The sequence below is a fragment of the Facklamia sp. P9177 genome, from assembly GCF_050409585.1.
Taxonomy (GTDB): Bacteria; Bacillota; Bacilli; order Lactobacillales; family Aerococcaceae; genus Facklamia.
Genome location: NZ_JBNUPE010000014.1, coordinates 1 through 17,885, shown reverse-complemented (window position 1 = coordinate 17,885; position 17,885 = coordinate 1). Strand labels below are relative to the sequence as shown.

Below are 17,885 nucleotides of genomic sequence, written 5' to 3'. Positions count from 1 at the left end.
ATGATGCGAGTCATTGCAGGAAGTTATCGATCTCGTCCTTTAAAGGCGGTTCCCGGGAAAAACACACGGCCTACAACCGATAAAATAAAAGAATCGATGTTTAACCTTTTGGCTAATCGATTACCGATTGATGGCTATTGTTTGGATTTTTACGCGGGATCAGGAGCTTTGGCCATAGAGTCTGTTTCAAGAGGACTGGCAGGAGCTGTTATGTGCGAGAAAGATCGGCGAGCCGTTTTAACGATTAAAGAAAATATAAAGATGACAAAAGAAGAAGAAAAGTTTGTACTTCTAAGTGGCAAAAACCGGACAAAGTTATTAGATTGGGGTCTAAAAAACCAACGAGCCTTTGACCTTGTATTTCTTGATCCCCCTTACGCTGAAAATCAAGTTGAGCAAGACTTAGAGTGGTTAATCAAAAATGATTTTCTAAATCCGAGTTGCTTAATAGTTCTTGAGGCTGACGAAGTGCATTCCGTAAAAGAAATCCCTAATTTTCTTGAATTAAAAAATAAAAAATATGGGATTACAGTCATTCGAATATATCAATACCAAGGTGAGGAGAGCGAAGAGTATGAGTAAAAGGGTAGGTGTTTTTCCTGGTTCATTCGACCCCTTAACATATGGACACTTAGATTTGATTGAGCGATCCAGTCAATTGTTTGATGAAGTAATCGTATTAATTGCAGTGAATACCACAAAAAAGACCGTCTTTACAGTTGAGGAGCGAAAGCTTTTAATCGAAGAGGCTACAGCAGCATTTAAAAATGTAAAAATTGATTACTTAGAAGATGGCTTAATTGCTCATTACTATCAAAAAGTTAAGGCGATTTCCCTTATTCGGGGAGTACGCTCGGCACAAGATTTTGAATATGAAGCGAATATTGCGACTGTTAATCGAACCCAACTCCCAGGCCTTGAAACAGTTCTTTTATTTGCGAATGAAAATTATCGCTATTTAAGCTCCAGTTTAATCAAAGAAATCGCTTATTTTGGTGGAGATATTTCGCAAATGGTTCCTCCAAATGTTGCCCAAGCACTTGCTCAAAGGATAAAATAAAAAGAGATAACCAAAGCTTATTTTAAGACCCTCAGTATTTTGATGCTGGGGGTCTTAAAAGCGCCTTTAAGAAATTCTCCTTGTATTTAAGATTGTCAAGTGAGGAGGAAAGTCATGAAGTCTTATTTTGAAGAAAGTCAAAAAGCGTCTGTTTATGCAAAAATTAGAAATAAGCCATTTTTATTGATATTAGTTGCTTGTGTATGTGTTTTTATGATGCTAAATCAAAACAATTTATTAAGGGATACTGTTGATTTACAAGCAGAAGAGCATTCACTAGCATTGGAAATGACCAGTCAAGAAAATGAGACCACTGTATTAAAACAACTTTATGTAGATTTGAAGGGAGCGGTTATGAAACCAGGAGTTTATCAATTACAGCAAGGATCACGTTTAATTGATTTAATCGATAAGGCTGGAGGTTTTACTGAAGATGCGGCACAAGACAGCTTAAATTTAGCGTTACTGTTAGAAGATCAGATGATGGTTACAGTATATAGTCAGTCGGAATGGGATACCCTGATCATAAACGAGCAATCCGAGCAGAAAACATCGGCCTTAAACCAGGAGTTAATGTTGGTAGGATCTTCTAATAAAGAGGAGACGCAAACACTCATTAATATTAATACAGCAGATCAAGCAGAATTAGAAACTTTGCCACAAATCGGTCCTTCTAAAGCTCAAAAAATCATTCAGTATCGCCAGGACCATGGTTCTTTTCAAGCCACTGAAGATATTTTACAAGTTTCAGGCATCGGTCCAAAAACCTTTGAAGGATTAAAAGACCTTATTACAGTAGGGCTTCAGCAATGAATAAATTGACAAGTTGTCGTTATCACTGGACTTTAATTGCTATGCTAATTAGTTTGTTTTTATTGTTTCTTATACATTCCACCTTGTCTTTCTTCATTCTATTTTGTTTAAGCCTTATACGAATTATTAAGTGTGATAATAAGGCCGTAATCATTTTAGCTGTCTTTTTTTTATTGTTAGTGTTCGTAAGGCATCGGTTTTTAGAAAACAAGTTACAAGAACAACTTTCTATGCTTAATGACCAAGAAAAAATTGAAGCCACTATAACTATCAATCCAAACCAAATCCAACAAAGTGAAAATGCTTTTTATGGTGAAGTCTTCTTAATTATCGAAAATGATACAACTTTCCCTGTGACAGTGACCTATTGGAATGAGGAAGCTTTGCAAGAAAATTTACCTGACTTAACCCTTAGCTCCTATCGTTTAGAAATAGAAGGCGAAATTAAGCAAGTAGAGCCTAATCGCAATTTTGATCTTTTTAACTATCAAAGTTACTTAAAAAGAAAAGGCATAGCTTGGGGGGTGGAGGTAAAGAAAATTAAAAAAATTTCATTGAATCAATCTAATTTAATCAACCATCCCTTAGTATTACTTGCTAATGTTAGAGCAAGGTTAACACATTATATAAGAAAATGTGGTCAGATTCCTTTAGTTAGTATTCATAATAAATTACTCTACAATTTAAATTCCACAGTTTATCAAGATTATAAACAGGCCTTTATGACTTTAGGAATTTTACACTTTTTCTCAATCTCAGGTTTTCATGTCAACTATCTCCGAAGAGTTCTCAATGCTATCTTATTAAGAATAGGTATTTCTCCTCTAGTAAGTAAAAAAATCAATTTTATACTTTTAACCTTTTTTGCATGGTTAGTAGCTTGGCCTATAGGTGTTATCCGTTCTATGTCGGTTATTATAATTAATGATTTACGCAAAAGGTTTGATTGGCCACTTTCTTCTTTAGATGTTTTGTCAGTAATTTATATAACCCTCCTAATTATTAATCCCTTCAATATAAAAAGTTTAGCCTTTCTTTTATCATTCATAATGTCGTATCTGATTTATTTTTATCAAGGAAGTATAGTCGATAGCCTTTCAACTACTTGGCAAGAAAAAAGTGAACTAACTTTATTTTGTTTCTTATTTTCATGGCCCCTTTTACTCTCAAGTACTTATACCATTAATTTTTTACAACTAGCAGTCGTGCTTTTATTTACGCCTATATTCGAAAGATGGATTTTGCCAAGCATGTTCTCTTTTTCAATTTTATTATATGTTAGTCAGTACTATCCAGCTTTATTAAAGTTCATTACTTATCTATCTAATGTCTTCCAAAGAATGTGGGAATTCCTTTCGCTTCATTCTGTTATAGAAAGCGGGACAATCTTATTAGGAAACGGAAACTTTTTCTTACCAATCTTTTTACTTGGTATAGCTATTATTTGGTTTTATTATTTAAAAAGCAACCCAAAATTAGCTTGGCAATCTTTAATTATCGGTTATTCAATCGGAATATTATTTTATCCTTATCTTGATCCACGTGAGCGAATCATCGTTTTAGATGTAGGGCAAGGAGATGCTTTACTCTATAAAAAGGCTTTTTCAAAAGAGGCTTGGTTAGTTGATACCGGAGGGAAGATGGCTAGCTACCAGGAGAAAAATAAATTGGATGCTCAATTTGCTTTAAAAAATGTCATTCCAGCTTTAAAATCACAAGGAATTGCTAGTTTGGAAGGCGTCATTATCACTCATCCAGATATCGACCACCTTGGTAATTTGATAACACTTATCCAAGAGATTGAAATAAAACATCTGTATTATTCAAAATTCACTAAAGAGTCAGCAATATGGCAAACCATGGCAAATAAAATTCCTAATCAGACCCAGCATCACATCTTAAATCCGGGAACTAAGGTGAGGGTAGGAGGCAATCAAATTGAGATAATTTGTTTGGATATGCCTGCGAGTCTTAAAGATGATTTTAGTAATGCTTCTTCGCTAATCACTTCTTTTGTAATAGACGATAAAAAATTTCTTAATATGGCAGATCTACCAATTGAGCTAGAAAAATCTTTGTTACAAGTTTTTTCAAGTGAAAAAGTAGACGTTTTAAAAATTGGTCATCATGGTAGTAAAACTTCTACTAGTGAAGATCTATTAGACCAACTGCAACCAGAATTAGCGCTCATATCATCTGGGAAGGACAATCCTTATAATCATCCTCATAGTGAAACAATTGAAAAATTAGAAAAAAGACACCTTAATTATTTAGATACACAAGATGTCGGTGCTATCGAAATTTCATACTTACCTTTTTATGGCTGGTCAATTAGAACAGCAATAAACAAGGAGAACTTAAATATACAGATTAGAAATACACATTTACTATATTAGCGATATATGATATATTTTAAAAAATTGAAGTAAAGGGAGGTTTGTGATGAACATAATAGTCTTTATCTATGCATCTATAGTGTTTATAACTGGCATTTTAGGAATAAAAAATGGGCTCAATATTTCAAAGATAACGTTGACTGTTATTGATTTGCTATTTCTTTTGACCCTAATGAATTTATGGTCAAGCTTGAAACCTTTAGACATTGCTATTTCTATCTTGTTACTAGCCCTTTCCATTACGCTCTATCGCGATCGATTGGTAAGTAGTCGACAAGCTAATATAAGTCATCATCTTTTGCGTTTAATCATCCATTTTATTCTAATATACTTTTTATTTAACTAAAAATTGACAGATAATTCTTCTTTCGTTACATTGGAAGCAATATAAAGGAGGAATTCTATTGGAAAAAATACCAAGTTTTACCATCAATCATTTAATCTTAAAACCCGGTATCTACTTGTCTCGAACAGATGAGATTGGTGGAAGAAAACTACATACTTATGACTTACGTTTCACAGCACCAAATGTTGAACCCGTAATGAATACAGCAGAAATACATACAATTGAGCATTTAGCAGCAACTTTTTTACGTAATCACGAAAAATATAAAAAGGAAGTCATTTATTTTGGACCAATGGGCTGTCGTACGGGCTTCTATTTAATTTTAACGGACGCCTTAGAAGGGCTAGAAGTTTTGAATTTAATTAAAGAAACCTTTAAATTCACAGCAGACTTTGAAGGGGAGATACCTGGTGCTACTGCCAGAGATTGTGGAAATTATCTCGATCAAAACCTACCAATGGCTAAATATCAAGCAAAGCGATATGTAAAAAATCTTGAAAAAGTGACTGATTTAAGCTTTACTTATCCCGAATAGTTTTTCAAAAATAAATGCAGGTTTATAATGGAGTTTAAAATGAAACTTCAACAAACCTGCTATTTATTTGACTGTGTAGTGATATAATTAATCAGTAATTAATTGGTCTCTTTCAAAGTCGAATTCAACTGCTGGATATTGAATGGTTTGGTGAAACAGCTCTTATAGCTTTTCGCATCCAAATCACATCAATAAAGCGTTCAGCTTTGCGCACTAATTTTGGGAAAGTAAGCATAGGTTTAAAGCCTTCTTTTTCATGAAAGCTTAGAGAGCGATAATTATCAGCGACAATGGTAGAAATGATGTATTCGATACTAGTTTGAGAGAGCATCAACACTATCACCGTATAAAGTTCATGACCGCCCCCCTTTACTGGACAACCTTCAGCTGTCTAGATTGAAAGTAAAGTAGCCTGAGGCAAAAAGGCTTTATAAAAACCACTAAGGTAAGCAAAGCCAATCACTTCATTTCCATGTTGAAAGCCTAATTTACCATCGGTTTTATAGACAGTTAGTCGTCGACTAATTGAGCGACGTGTTAAACCGAGCTCCACCTGGGCTCTGGCTTTTGATTTTCGGCCCTGTGCAACCGATTGAATGACGGCATATATTCTTTGTTCGAACATTATTAAATAAACTCCCATCTAATCCCCCTGAAGGAAGTATAACTCAGAAGTGGGACATTTTGATTTGTGTTCTCTTGAGACATTATCATTTACGTTTAACACATTTTTTTAGATTTTTATTGGAATGGATTGACTAATTTTAATAGATAAGATATAATTATTTCGCTTTCGAGATTAAAAATTTTAAGATAAGAAGGTGAGAGTAGATGTTAGATCGAGATACAGAAGTTTTAAAAACATATATTGGTATGATGAGAGCACATGCCTACTTTGAGAAATTGGTGAAAAAAGATGCGAATCATTCAGATATGAATGTAACGGAGTTTGCTGTATTAGAATTATTATATAATCGTGGCCCTCAACCAATTCAACAAATTGGGAATCGAATTTTAATTGCTTCCTCTTCAACCACTTACGTGATTGATAAGTTGTGTAATAAGGGTTATGTGGAACGAAAGCCAGATTTAAATGACCGTCGTGTAACTTTTGCTGAAATTACAGCAGAAGGTACTAAGTTGATGGATGAGATTTATCCTGAGCACCGTAAACATTTGTTAGAAGTTTTTGAAGAATTCACTACAGATGAAGTGCTCGAAATGAAACGCTTATTACAAAAGTTAACTCGCTATGAATAGCCTGCTTGATCCCCTAACTCTTTTAGTGAGTTAGGGACTTTTTTGTTAAATGTAGCTTGTATTAGGATAGTCTTGCTTTTAACTTTAATTCTTTCTATGATAAACTAAAAAGGCAAATCGGATTTAGAAAGGACAAATTATTGATGAAATTCTCGGCTTTAATTCTTTTATTATTTTGTTTATCCGCTTGTCAAAAGGCGCCTTTAAACGAAGAAACAGAATCAAAACAAGTACAGCTTGATGAATTAGAAATACTAGAGAGTACTTACGATGAAGATTCCACTAAAGAAAGTTCTTTAAAAAAGGATGGTACTCGTCAAGCTTGGACAGATTATTCTAACTATGCGGAAGTCGATGAGGATGGCTATGCCTACTATATGCAAGAAAACCCTGATATTTCTTCGGAAATATTTCCTTTATACGATAGTAGTGATCATAAAGTTCTTTTATTTACCTTTGATGATGCGCCTCAAAGACCGAATTCCTATGCACTTGAAATTGCCCAACAATTAAAAGCTAAGGATGTAAATGCTATTTTCTTAGTGAATGGTATGTTCTTAACAGAGGAAAAGGGGAGAAAGATTACCAAGCAAATTTATGATATGGGATTCGAAATCGGTAATCATACTCAGCATCATCCTAACTTAAAAGAAATGACCTACGACCAGCAGTATCAAGAAATTAAACAAACAAGTGATTTGGTTGAAGAAATTACAGGAGAAAAACCAAGATGGTTCCGCCCGCCTTTTGGTTTGTTTAACATGGATACCTATCAGATATGCCAAGAACTAGAAATGCAATTAATGACTTGGAATTTTGGATATGATTGGATGGATGAGTATTTAGAAAGTGAAGCTTTATTAGAAGTGTCTTTAAATAATGATTATTTAAGGGCAGGAGCAAACATTCTTATGCATGATCGTCCATGGACTAATGGTGCTATCTCGAGGATGGTAGACGGTTATCGTGAGCAAGGTTACCATATAGTTGATCCTTTATTAATTCGTAAACCAAATTTTGAAAAAGAAAGCTAGGCGAATCGAGTGAAAAAATATTTTCCTCTATCTTTTTATTTTAAACTCTTATTTATAATACTTGGACTAAGCACCATCTATCACTTTCATGAAGAAATGATCGATCAAGCTTTGTCTCAAGAAGGTTTATCCACTTATCAAAGACTCAGTAAAATATCTAAGGAACTGATTGGAATTGAAAAAGTTCCAGATGAAGACTCTCCCGATATAATTAATCAGATTCAGTCGTACCCAGGGAATAAAAAACCCATCCAGTATCCACAAGCAGTTTTAGCACATCCTCGATTTATCAAAGGCCAGCAAATGGCAGACTCTTTTAATAATCAGTTAGATATAAGTCAGCTAAACAGGTCATTTATAGAAGCAATTAACAGAGTTTATTTCCCACAACAAACAGTCTATCTAGCACCATATTTGTCAAATGGGAATCTACTTAGACTCGATGAGTTAGACAATTATGTATATTTAGATTCTAAAACTAAAGAGGGACTAAATTTCCGCGAGCGTTTTTACGAGATTGAAAATAATCAATATCGGATTGGCGAAAACTTATATGAGGTTTTTATTTCGTCTGATGATATTCATTTAGATACTTGGTCTAAAGATGAAGCAGTATTCGCTCAATATTTAGCCAAAGCTTTTTTCGAACAAAATGAAGATTTTTCTGACATGCGGTCGGTATTTATATCTGCTAAAGCTTCAGCCAGTGATTTTCGTCTAGATGATTCGTCCTATGTGCGGATTGTTGTGGTATTAAACTTTGACACACAGAAACTTTAAATAGGGAGGATAATATGAAAAGTAACAATTACCTTAGATGGTCTCTTGCATTAGCAAGTATTTCTCTAGCTTCTCAATTACATCAAAATTTTAAGCATCCACTTCCTAAGATTAGTCATGCTGAAAGATTGCTTGAATTAGCTGAAATTGAAAATTCCATGGATTGGTTGCAAGAAGAAGAATATGAGAAGAATTGGGATGAAAAACTAAGCCCATTTATCGATAATTTAAGACAAGAGGGATCAATTAACCAAGGGGCTTATCACTTAGCTTATGACTTCTATGCTTTAGAAACAGCCAAAGCAACTTGCCTTATTGTCCATGGTTTTAATGAATTTAAAGAAAAATATCGAGAATTAGTATATTATTTATTACAATCAGGAATTCAAGTACTGACTTATGATGCACGAGGACATGGGGAATCTAAATTATCACCTAACCAAACCCAAATTGATATTATAGATTTTAACGTTTATATCAATGATTTAAAATGCCTAGTAAAAAGGGTTAAAGAACTGGGTGGAGAAGAACAGCCTCTCTTTATATTTGGACACTCAATGGGTGGGGCTGTCAGTTCTCGCTTTGCTCAATTATGGCCAGATTTAGTAGATGGTCTTATTTTATCCTCCCCAATGCTTGCGATTGATACTAAGGGAATGCCAATGGAATTGGCGCATATGAGCGCTAGCTTGATGCAAAAAGTCGGCCGGGGTAAGAATTATTTACCTGAAGATTCAAATGGAGGAATAGATGACCATTTAGTTTTCAGAACACCCAATCAGCTGTCCAATTCTGAAGTAAGAGGGCGCTTCTTTTTTGAACTCAATAAAAAACTTCATCTTTATCCTACCAAGTCAGGCTCTATTAACTGGTTGAAGGCATCTTTAGATGCTTTGCAAACTATCCATCAAGAAAAAGAAATCAAGAAAATGACTTTTCCAAGTCTCATCTTCCGAGCAGCTAGTGATAAGATTGTAAAAAAAGAGGGTATCTTCCATTTTTATAATTGTCTTCCAAATTCATTAAACTTCCTTGTACCTTCAAGTGAGCACGAGATTCTTTTAGGACATGATGATCAAGTGAGAAAGATAGTGAGTCAAATCCTTCACTTTATTAATAAAAATATATAGTAAACAAAGAAGGCTGCCTTAAGGGATGTTTAAGGCAGCCTTCTTTGTTTGAATTATTTGGTTTGGTAGCCAACAATTAGACCATTTCTTTGAGCATAGAAAGTGCATAAGCCAGAAGAAGGTAAAATATTAATTTCTGCATGTGGAAATTCTGCAAGAATCATTGACTGAAGTTCTTGGCTCGCTTCCGGGTTTAGGACATGGTTAATAAATATTTTCCCTCCATTAAATCCCTTGCTTTTTATTTCTGCCCAAAGTTTTTTCATTGCTTTTTGATGGCCTCTAGCTTTTTGAGCAAGTTCAATTGTACCCTCAGAACTTCTTTTTCCGATTAAACGTATATTTAGTAATCCAATCATGTTTCCAACAATTTTAGATATTCGGCCATTTTTTACTAGATTATCAACAGATTCTAACAAAAAATTGACATTTGTATTTAAATGTTCTTTTTCAATTCTTGCCACTACCGAATCAAAATCAGTCTCTTCTTTAATGATACTTGCAGCAAGAGTAATAAGTAGGTCGATTTCAGCTCCAGCCGATCGACTGTCGATGATTTTAATATTAGCATCAGGACTTTTCTCTAAGGCTAACTCTCTTCCTAAACAAGCAGCATTGTAAGAGCCTGAAACACCTGAAGATAAAGTGAAACATAAAACATTTTGATTGGACTCAAATGTTTGTGCATAACTTTCAGGGCTTGGACAAGCAGTTCCAGTCTGTTGGCCACTTTCCATTTTATTAACTAGAGTTTGGGTATCCATTTGATTGTTATCTTTATATGTATGCTCATCGATATTCAGTATTAAAGAAACAACTTCAAACTCTATTTCCTCGTTGATATCTTTGACAGAACGAATACTCGCGCCAGAGTCAGTTACTATTTTCCACTGCATAATATTTCCCCCAATTATGGTCAATTAATTATCAGTAGTATAACTAATTTCAGAATCAGTTTCAATTTATTGAAAGTTTAATTTTAACACTTGCTAAAAACAGCATATTATCGGTAAAATAGGAGTTGACATACATTTCATGTGAGGAGGAAAGATTATGTTAGGAGATCTACATCGGTCCAATTTAATCGTCTTAGTTCAAATAGTTTTTTCGATTGTAGGATTAGGCTTTGCCTATATAGGGGCAATTGAGTATGGTTTAATATCTATGATGATAGGAGCCATTCTTAATGAGTATTCAATTGATATTTCTGAGCAATTTGACCAAACAGATGCACAACTAGCTTTTTCCACAGAGTTAGAGGTTATAGCTGATTTTCTATCCTTTGGTTTGATTCCAATTGGATTATTATTAACAGCTACTCAAGGTGGAATATTAGGTATGATTACTATTGCAGTCTACTTAACTGCTGTAGCCATTCGTTTAGCACATTTTAACCGTCCCTTGGAATTTCAAGCTTATCAAATAGATGAAGAGAATTTCTATTTGGGTCTTCCCTTAATTTCAGTAGCTATTGTCTTACCGATACTTTATTTACTTAGTTATCTTATACCAGCAACTGTCTTTTCAGTGCTTATCATGGTTGTTATGATAGTCTTAGCTGCCGGTTATGTGATTGCAAAACCAATTCCGCGTCTAAAAAAAGAATGGATGACTTACCTTATATTTGGTGTAATATTCTTAATTGTCGCTTATATACTTTTAGGTATTTTTAAATAGTCCATTTAAAACCTCCTTTTGTTATTAAGAGGAGGTCTTTTTATAACGAGTTAAAAATGTAACTGCAGAAGGATAGTTAATTAAATTGCATGTTTTATCTATTAATAAAATAGCATTGATAGCTGAAAAAGCGATATATCAGAGTAGTTTATATCAATACCAAAGAAAGCGTATTGAGCAAAGCGGTAGCTATTAAGATTTCTTTCCGAATAAATGAATCATCAAAAGTTTACATTAGCAAGTAGGGGACTCTTTGGCAATGGATTTGGAGGTATATTTTTTGCTACAATGTTCTTTAAAGGTGTTTCTATGAACGATGGATTAATCGATGGCTAATAGATTATGAAATGCTAGACAATGAACAAATGTATTGTCTAGCCAGTCTAGATGACTGTGTCTATCTTCCTTTTTACCGTTTATAATGAAATACGATAAACTAACGATTATTTTTCTTAATTTTAAGACATATTATCAGTGATTATTTTCAGGGAGAATTCCCTTTAGAACAGGAGTAAATTATGACAGATTCAACAAAAGAGTTAAAAATTAACAAACAAATAGATCGACTATTGGATGACCTAACGGGCGATGAATTAAATGAAGATGTTATTAAAAACATTAAATTTTTAAATGACAGTTCCTTAATGATTGAAGACGAAGAATACGATTTGATTATTAATCATCAAGAAGCTTTTGACTTTGAAGCCTTCTATAATCGCTATCAAGACCTCTTCGCTAAGTATGATTATATTGTTGGTGATTGGGCTTTTAATCAGCTTCGCTTAAGAGGGTTTTATCAAATCGGAACACCCAAAGTGGCTTTCGATCAACGTATTGAAACGTTAGAGGATTATATCAATGAATATTGTAATTTTGGCGCCAAGTATTTTGTTATTGGAAAAAAAAGCTCTATCGCTGAATATCCTCATTTATTAGATCGATTGAGGGCGGGCAAGATAAATAACATTCAAAGTAAGACACTTTATCCAAGAACTTCAAATAAAAACACACGGGGACGTAGCTATCAAAAAAGAACGAATCGAAAAATTCAAAATCTCGGCCATCGTTCTAAGACTGTTACACCTAAAATTAAGAGAAGAAATGAAAAAAGCCACTCACTAAGTAAATCTGAAAGTAAAAACAATTTGACTGTCGGGTCTAATAAGATGAATAAGCCGACAAACAGAATCAATCATAAGAAGGATTTCGTTATAAAAAAACGCCCCAACTAGCCTTTATTAGAAAGCGAGGATCCATAGTTTGACTGACCACATTAAAAATTTTGCCAGAGTTTGCTTATTTTGCCTAGCATCCTTAACTGGGGCAATCTCATTGACCGTTTTTCTATCGCCAGTTATTTATAGAATCTTTAATCAATATTTTAAATTGCATGAAACAGTTGGATTAACGAGTGAGCAATTAAATCAAAATTATCAAACAATTGTTGATTTCTTAACCCATCCGATGGAAAGTCAAATGCTATTGCCTGATTTTGCCTCTTCTGACGGAGGGATTCAGCATTTTGCTGAAGTTAAAGTTTTAATCCAGCTAACCATGATGGCAGCTTTGTTTTTAATTTTTGTTTTAGCGATTGTTTTGATAAATATTCGCAAGCAGAGGAGACGTAATCCCTATCTTAAGATATATATGATGCTAAGTTACATGTTGCCAATTGGTTTATTATTTCTAGCAGTTATCGCTTTTGATAAAATCTTTATTCTTTTTCACCAAATTTTCTTTAAAAATGATTTATGGCTGTTTGATCCTTTAACAGATCCTGTCATTAATGTGCTTCCAGATAGTTACTTCTTTCTATTACTAATTGTTGTCGTTATGCTATATGAATTATTGTTAGGAATTATTTATTTGTTTATTAAAAAGAAAATATAAAAAAGATAAGCTCAGCTGCTGAGCTTATCTTTTTTAGCTTATAAATGACTTGGTTTTTTTGGAGGAACGGAAATTTCATCAGTTTGTGGTTGTGCGTGCGCAATTCGGCTTGCAGCGGCAGCGGCTAAGGCACCCACGATGTCATCAATAAATGTATTGCACCGCTGATCTTTTTCATCATTTAGTTTACCAATAATGCCCGGTTTAAGCTTATCTAAATAACCGAAATTAGTAAGACCGATTGATCCATAAACATTGACGATTGATAGAGTCAGAATTTCATCTATTCCATAGAGGCTCTCATCACGCATTAATAAGTCACATAGAAGTGGAGACAAAAGTCCTTTTTCAGCAGCAATATCTAATTCAATTCCAGTTATAATAGCATTTTGAACTTCTCGTTTTTGCATCACAGCATGTAAATTATCAATGCAGTCTTGCATAGTTAAAGTCTCAACATAAGTATTTTGTAAATCGTAGACGATTTTAGCGATTTCTTCGATGCTAACACCTCTTTCAGCTAGCAATTCATAGGATCTGGATTCTAGGTGTTTTAAGTGAATATAATCTTTAGTCATTGAACTCTCCTTCAAAAATAGTTGATGAATGTAAGGGCGACGGTCGATAATTAGGATCGATGAAGTGTAAGGCTTGATTAACAGCTAATAAGGCTTCACCAAATCCAGCTGCAATGATCTTTACCTTACCAGGATAGTCAGCAATATCCCCAACAGCGAAAACACCAGGCAAATTAGTTTCCATTAATGATGAAACTTTGATTTGGTTGCGAGAAAGCTTGAGTCCCCAATCTTTTATATGGCCTAAAGAATTAGAAAAGCCATAATTGACAATTAATTGATCGAGGCAAAGTTCTACTATTTTTTTTGATTTCACCTGCTGAAGCTTGAGTGATTCGAGCTGGTGATTTTTACCCTCTAAGGTTAAAATTTTATAGGGGGTTAGAATTTTAACAGACGAGGCATGTAATTTGGATACTGAGCTTTCTAAAGCTCGAAAGTTTTCACGTCGGTGTATTAAATAGACTTCTTTAGCAATTGGTTCTAGGGTGAGTGCCCAATCAACTGCAGAGTCTCCTCCTCCACATACTGCTATCCTCTGATGCTTAAAATGTTCAGGTTTTTTAACAATATAATGTAAGGAATGATTTTCGAAATGATTCGCATTATCCATTCCAAGCTTTCGGGGTTGAAAAGCTCCATTACCTGCTGCAATGATAACGGTCTTTGAGTAATAAATTTCTTTACTAGTTTGAATTGTATAGATGCCATCTTCTCTGGGAGAGAGATTTAAGACTTCTTCTCCCAAAGAAATATCTGGTTTAAAATGATTGACCTGTTCAAATAGTTTTTGACTCAAAATATTCCCCTTAATCGAAGGATAGGCAGGAATATCGAAAATCAACTTTTCACCATAAAGATGATTTGGTTGCCCCCCCACCTCCTCAAGTGACTCAATAATTTTTACTTTTGCGTTTCGCATATGAGCGAAGAAAGCGGTATAAAGGCCTACAGGGCCTGCACCGATAATTGTTATATCATAAATATTTTCCATAATTTCTGCCTTTCTAATAAAAAAACGCAAGGAATACTAAGCGCATGACTACTGCCACAAATCCGCCTGTAATAATACCTGCAAATACTTCTGTTGGTTTATGTCCAAGGTATTTAGTAACTATAAGGTCTTGATAATTATCAATAATTTCAGTTTCAAATTCAGAGTCTTCTAGTTTTTCTTTAATTGATTGAACATTTATATCCTCATAATTTGATTGAGAGAGACGTTTAACGATAGCATCAATTACAAGGCCTTGTTCACCACTTTGACGTCTGACCCCCATAGAATCGAACATGATAATAACACCGAATACAGTTGCTATGGCTACGTGTGCTGAAGCAAAACCGTATTCAAATATAAGACTGGCAATTAAACTTGCGACGGCAGCCGAATGCGATGAGGGCATGCCACCAGTAGAAGTGATTATATCTAATTTAGGACTTCGCTTTGAATAATAGGCAATTGGATATTTAATCATTTGCGCGAAAAAAATGGCGGTAAAAGCAGCAATTAATGGGTAATTCATAGCATCCTTATCCTTCTTTTTATTTTTAACACTAACTATCTTAACAAAAATAAGACCCTTTAACTATAAATTTAGTTTTTTTTCGAGTAAAATGATAGAGAAAATAGATATAAGGAGCGATAAAATGAATAATTTTCCACAATTAAAGACAGAGGAAATACAAAGTCAAGTTGTTTTACATACTAATAAGGGTGACATTGAATTAGCATTATTTAAAGAACAAGCACCCAGGACAGTCGAAAACTTCATTACTTTAGCTGAAGAAGGCTACTATGATGGCGTGATTTTCCATAGAGTTATTAAAGATTTTATGATCCAAGGAGGAGACCCAACAGGAACAGGCATGGGTGGTGAAAGCAAATGGGGAGAAAGTTTTGAAGATGAATTTTCAATGCATCTTTTTAACTTTTATGGAGCTCTTTCAATGGCTAATGCAGGACCAAATACAAATGGCAGTCAATTTTTTATTGTAACTGCACCAAATGTACCGGCTGATATGCTCCAACAGTTAAAAGACTTAGGGTTCCCTGATGAAGTTGTGAAGGCTTATGAAGAAAAAGGAGGAACCCCTTGGTTGGATCAACGCCATACTGTCTTTGGTCAAGTCGTTGGAGGTATGGAGAATGTTTTAGCTATCCAAAATGTTACAACAGGGCCTCAAGACAAACCGGTTGAAGATGTGATGATTGAATCCGTTACCGTTTCTAAATAAGTGAGAAAGCACGGTAATCGATATGAAGTTTAAAATAGGAGATATTATTGAAGGAGAAGTAACCGGTATCCAGAACTATGGTATTTTTATAAAGCTTTCTGATGAAGAACAGGGTCTAGTGCATATTTCCGAATGTAAACATGGATATGTAGGGGCTTTAGATGAATTCATTAATATTGGAGAAAAAGTTAAAGTAGTTGTAATTGATATTGATGAATACAGTAAGAAAATTTCTTTATCCATGCGAGCACTAGATAAAATTAACACCCCATTGTTTCCTGTTAGAAATCGAAGAAAAAAAAGACGGAATTTACCAGACATAGGATTTAAGACCATAGCAGATAAGATGCCACAATGGATTGATCAAGCAATGCATTCTATTGAAGAAAATGAGTTTAATACCAAGATAGAAGTTTAGGAGGTTTATAAATGGAAACAATTAGCTTTGATTATTCGAAGGCTTTGAACTTTTTTCAAGAAAAAGAAATGGAGCACTTAAGTGGGTTCGCAGAATCCTCTTTACGTGAACTTAAAGAAAAAACAGGGGCAGGTTCTGAATTTACGGATTGGATTGATTGGCCACTTGATTTCCCCCAATCCGAAATAGAGCGAATTAAAGGAGTAGCTCAAAAAATTCAAAAGAACTCGGAAGTATTAGTAGTAATCGGCATAGGCGGATCCTATTTAGGAGCTAAAGCAGCCATAGATTTTTTAAACCATACTTTTTATAATATGATGGCTCCAAGCAAAAGTTTGCCTCAAATACTTTTTGCTGGTAACAACATATCATCCACTTACTTGAATGATTTAATAGAAGTAATTGGAGAGCGTGATTTCTCTATTAATATCATCTCTAAATCAGGAACAACTACGGAACCAGCAATTGCTTTTCGGGTTTTAAAAGAAAAACTAATCAAAAAATATGGAAAAAAAGAAGCTTATCAAAGAATTTATGCGACAACCGATCAAGCTAAAGGAGCATTAAAAAAAGAAGCCCAACAAAATAATTATGAGTCTTTTGTAATCCCAGATGGTATCGGTGGGCGCTTCTCAGTTTTAACACCAGTGGGCTTGCTTCCGATTGCTGTAAGTGGTGCAAGCATAGAAAGGCTGATTGAAGGGGCAAAAATTGCTAGAGAGCTTTATCTAAATGAGGATTTAGCAAAAAATCAAGCCATGCAGTATGCTGTTATAAGAAATATTTTCTATCGCAAAGGAAAGGTCAATGAATTGTTAATCAACTATGAACCAGCTTTACAAGCTTTCGGTGAATGGTGGAAACAGTTATTTGGCGAGTCTGAAGGAAAAGATCATAAAGGAATTTTCCCATGTTCAGCTAACTTTTCAACAGACCTACATTCAATTGGTCAAATTATTCAAGATGGCCAACGAAATATATTTGAGACGGTATTAAACTTCCAAAAAGTTAGGAAAGATTTAACAATCCCTCAATTAGAAGAAGACGTTGACGGTCTTTCATATTTAGAGGGAGAAAAAATGTCAACTGTTAACCAAATGGCTTATCAAGGAACTATGATTGCCCATACGGACGGAGAGGTACCTAATCTTATTATTAACATTCCAGCAATGAATGAAGAAAGCCTCGGTCAAATGATTTATTTCTTTGAAATGGCAGTCGCTATTTCTGGATACCTTAATGGTGTCAACCCATTTGATCAGCCGGGAGTCGAAGCCTATAAACGTAATATGTTTGCCTTACTTGGTAAAGATGGTTATGAAGAATTAACAAAGGAACTTAGTCAAAGAATATAGAATTATCAATCGATAATAAAAGTTAAAACATTTGAGATGGTCGGACTATAGATCGTCTCAAATGATTTTTATTCATCAGAGGTTATTGATAGAATTGAAGAACAAAAAAGAATTCACAAAAAATTTATAAAAAGTTAAAAAAGCTATTGACTTAAGCTAACAACCCATGCTATATTAATTCTTGTCGTCACGAACGAAGAGCAATGCATCTTGAGTTGCTAAAAATAAAAAACTTAGAAAAGTATTTGACATTAACAAACAACTCATGTTATATTATTTCTTGTCGTCACGAACGACCGAAACGAAAAAAGTTTAAAAAACTTTTCAAAAAGGTTTGACAAAAAATCTAAACCATGCTAGTATATAGAAGTTGTCACT

Annotated in this window: 21 protein-coding genes and 1 pseudogene; 16 read left to right on the top strand and 6 right to left on the bottom strand. The window is 34.2% G+C overall.

Annotated features, from left to right (window positions below):
* The 6 genes from rsmD (at window position 1) to ACQV18_RS07495 (ending at window position 5,150) form a co-directional block, all read left to right on the top strand.
* Entirely contained in the window at window positions 1-582 is a 582-nt protein-coding gene (rsmD, locus tag ACQV18_RS07520; protein ID WP_428874317.1) for a 16S rRNA (guanine(966)-N(2))-methyltransferase RsmD, read from the top strand.
* The gene (gene coaD / locus ACQV18_RS07515) at window positions 575-1,060 is read left to right on the top strand and encodes a pantetheine-phosphate adenylyltransferase (RefSeq protein WP_428875366.1); all 486 of its coding nucleotides are present in this window, start codon (window positions 575-577) and stop codon (window positions 1,058-1,060) included. The genes rsmD and coaD overlap by 8 nt, the downstream gene beginning before the upstream one ends.
* A 114-nt stretch (window positions 1,061-1,174) precedes the next feature.
* On the top strand, window positions 1,175-1,873 hold the full coding sequence (locus ACQV18_RS07510) for a helix-hairpin-helix domain-containing protein (RefSeq protein ID WP_428892868.1): 699 nt from the start codon (window positions 1,175-1,177) through the stop codon (window positions 1,871-1,873).
* Window positions 1,870-4,269, top strand: coding sequence for a DNA internalization-related competence protein ComEC/Rec2 (locus tag ACQV18_RS07505; protein ID WP_428892867.1), 2,400 nt, complete (start codon window positions 1,870-1,872; stop codon window positions 4,267-4,269). The genes ACQV18_RS07510 and ACQV18_RS07505 overlap by 4 nt, the downstream gene beginning before the upstream one ends.
* A gap of 46 nt (window positions 4,270-4,315) precedes the next feature.
* Window positions 4,316-4,615, top strand: a complete 300-nt coding sequence (locus ACQV18_RS07500; RefSeq protein ID WP_428874322.1) for a hypothetical protein — start codon at window positions 4,316-4,318, stop codon at window positions 4,613-4,615.
* 58 nt (window positions 4,616-4,673) lie between these two features.
* Window positions 4,674-5,150, top strand: a complete 477-nt coding sequence (locus ACQV18_RS07495; RefSeq protein WP_428876612.1) for an S-ribosylhomocysteine lyase — start codon at window positions 4,674-4,676, stop codon at window positions 5,148-5,150.
* Between the two features lie 124 nt (window positions 5,151-5,274).
* Here the strand turns inward: ACQV18_RS07495 and ACQV18_RS07490 are convergent.
* Both ACQV18_RS07490 and ACQV18_RS07485 read right to left on the bottom strand, forming a co-directional pair.
* A pseudogene (locus tag ACQV18_RS07490) lies at window positions 5,275-5,505 on the bottom strand (N-acetyltransferase family protein); the annotation flags it as partial.
* Window positions 5,506-5,541: 36 nt separating this feature from the next.
* Window positions 5,542-5,793: a hypothetical protein gene (locus ACQV18_RS07485; RefSeq protein WP_428892866.1), complete on the bottom strand. Its 252-nt coding sequence runs from the start codon at window positions 5,791-5,793 to the stop codon at window positions 5,542-5,544.
* A gap of 188 nt (window positions 5,794-5,981) precedes the next feature.
* On the opposite strand from ACQV18_RS07485, the gene ACQV18_RS07480 reads away from it, so the two are divergent.
* From ACQV18_RS07480 to ACQV18_RS07465, 4 genes are all read left to right on the top strand, one after another.
* A complete protein-coding gene (locus ACQV18_RS07480; protein ID WP_428874522.1) occupies window positions 5,982-6,410 on the top strand; it encodes a MarR family winged helix-turn-helix transcriptional regulator in 429 nt (142 codons plus the stop codon).
* 143 nt (window positions 6,411-6,553) lie between these two features.
* Window positions 6,554-7,444, top strand: coding sequence for a polysaccharide deacetylase family protein (locus tag ACQV18_RS07475; protein ID WP_428874521.1), 891 nt, complete (start codon window positions 6,554-6,556; stop codon window positions 7,442-7,444).
* 9 nt (window positions 7,445-7,453) lie between these two features.
* Window positions 7,454-8,224 (top strand): hypothetical protein, encoded by a 771-nt coding sequence (locus ACQV18_RS07470; protein ID WP_428874520.1) that lies wholly within the window; start codon window positions 7,454-7,456, stop codon window positions 8,222-8,224.
* A 14-nt stretch (window positions 8,225-8,238) separates the two neighbouring features.
* Window positions 8,239-9,354: an alpha/beta fold hydrolase gene (locus ACQV18_RS07465; protein ID WP_428874519.1), complete on the top strand. Its 1,116-nt coding sequence runs from the start codon at window positions 8,239-8,241 to the stop codon at window positions 9,352-9,354.
* Between the two features lie 53 nt (window positions 9,355-9,407).
* Here the strand turns inward: ACQV18_RS07465 and ACQV18_RS07460 are convergent, their stop codons facing one another.
* Window positions 9,408-10,250 carry a DegV family protein gene (locus tag ACQV18_RS07460; RefSeq protein ID WP_428874518.1) on the bottom strand — a complete coding sequence of 281 codons (843 nt, stop codon included), beginning with the start codon at window positions 10,248-10,250 and terminating at the stop codon, window positions 9,408-9,410.
* Between the two features lie 157 nt (window positions 10,251-10,407).
* On the opposite strand from ACQV18_RS07460, the gene ACQV18_RS07455 reads away from it, so the two are divergent.
* From ACQV18_RS07455 to ACQV18_RS07445, 3 genes are all read left to right on the top strand, one after another.
* Complete coding sequence (locus ACQV18_RS07455) at window positions 10,408-11,031, top strand: hypothetical protein (protein ID WP_428874517.1); 624 nt, start codon at window positions 10,408-10,410, stop codon at window positions 11,029-11,031.
* 518 nt (window positions 11,032-11,549) lie between these two features.
* On the top strand, window positions 11,550-12,263 hold the full coding sequence (locus ACQV18_RS07450; RefSeq protein ID WP_428874515.1) for a YutD family protein: 714 nt from the start codon (window positions 11,550-11,552) through the stop codon (window positions 12,261-12,263).
* A gap of 28 nt (window positions 12,264-12,291) precedes the next feature.
* A complete protein-coding gene (locus ACQV18_RS07445) occupies window positions 12,292-12,921 on the top strand; it encodes a TIGR01906 family membrane protein (RefSeq protein ID WP_428882412.1) in 630 nt (209 codons plus the stop codon).
* Between the two features lie 38 nt (window positions 12,922-12,959).
* On the opposite strand, the gene ACQV18_RS07440 is transcribed toward ACQV18_RS07445, so the two are convergent.
* Genes ACQV18_RS07440 through ACQV18_RS07430 form a run of 3 tightly spaced genes read right to left on the bottom strand, consistent with a single transcriptional unit; the run spans window position 12,960 to window position 15,022 of the window.
* Window positions 12,960-13,499, bottom strand: coding sequence for a phosphatidylglycerophosphatase A family protein (locus ACQV18_RS07440; RefSeq protein WP_428874513.1), 540 nt, complete (start codon window positions 13,497-13,499; stop codon window positions 12,960-12,962).
* Window positions 13,492-14,493 (bottom strand): NAD(P)/FAD-dependent oxidoreductase, encoded by a 1,002-nt coding sequence (locus ACQV18_RS07435; protein ID WP_428875484.1) that lies wholly within the window; start codon window positions 14,491-14,493, stop codon window positions 13,492-13,494. Before ACQV18_RS07435 ends, ACQV18_RS07440 begins: the two co-directional genes overlap by 8 nt.
* 13 nt (window positions 14,494-14,506) lie before the next feature.
* Window positions 14,507-15,022, bottom strand: a complete 516-nt coding sequence (locus ACQV18_RS07430) for a divergent PAP2 family protein (RefSeq protein ID WP_428874511.1) — start codon at window positions 15,020-15,022, stop codon at window positions 14,507-14,509.
* A 124-nt stretch (window positions 15,023-15,146) separates the two neighbouring features.
* Here ACQV18_RS07430 and ACQV18_RS07425 point away from each other — a divergent pair, with 124 nt between their 5' ends.
* Genes ACQV18_RS07425 through ACQV18_RS07415 form a run of 3 tightly spaced genes read left to right on the top strand, consistent with a single transcriptional unit; the run spans window position 15,147 to window position 17,507 of the window.
* Entirely contained in the window at window positions 15,147-15,734 is a 588-nt protein-coding gene (locus ACQV18_RS07425) for a peptidylprolyl isomerase (RefSeq protein ID WP_428874510.1), read from the top strand.
* Window positions 15,735-15,756: 22 nt separating this feature from the next.
* Window positions 15,757-16,152, top strand: coding sequence for a CvfD/Ygs/GSP13 family RNA-binding post-transcriptional regulator (locus tag ACQV18_RS07420; RefSeq protein ID WP_428874509.1), 396 nt, complete (start codon window positions 15,757-15,759; stop codon window positions 16,150-16,152).
* Between the two features lie 11 nt (window positions 16,153-16,163).
* Window positions 16,164-17,507 (top strand): glucose-6-phosphate isomerase, encoded by a 1,344-nt coding sequence (locus ACQV18_RS07415; RefSeq protein WP_428874507.1) that lies wholly within the window; start codon window positions 16,164-16,166, stop codon window positions 17,505-17,507.
* Window positions 17,508-17,885 lie beyond the last annotated feature (378 nt).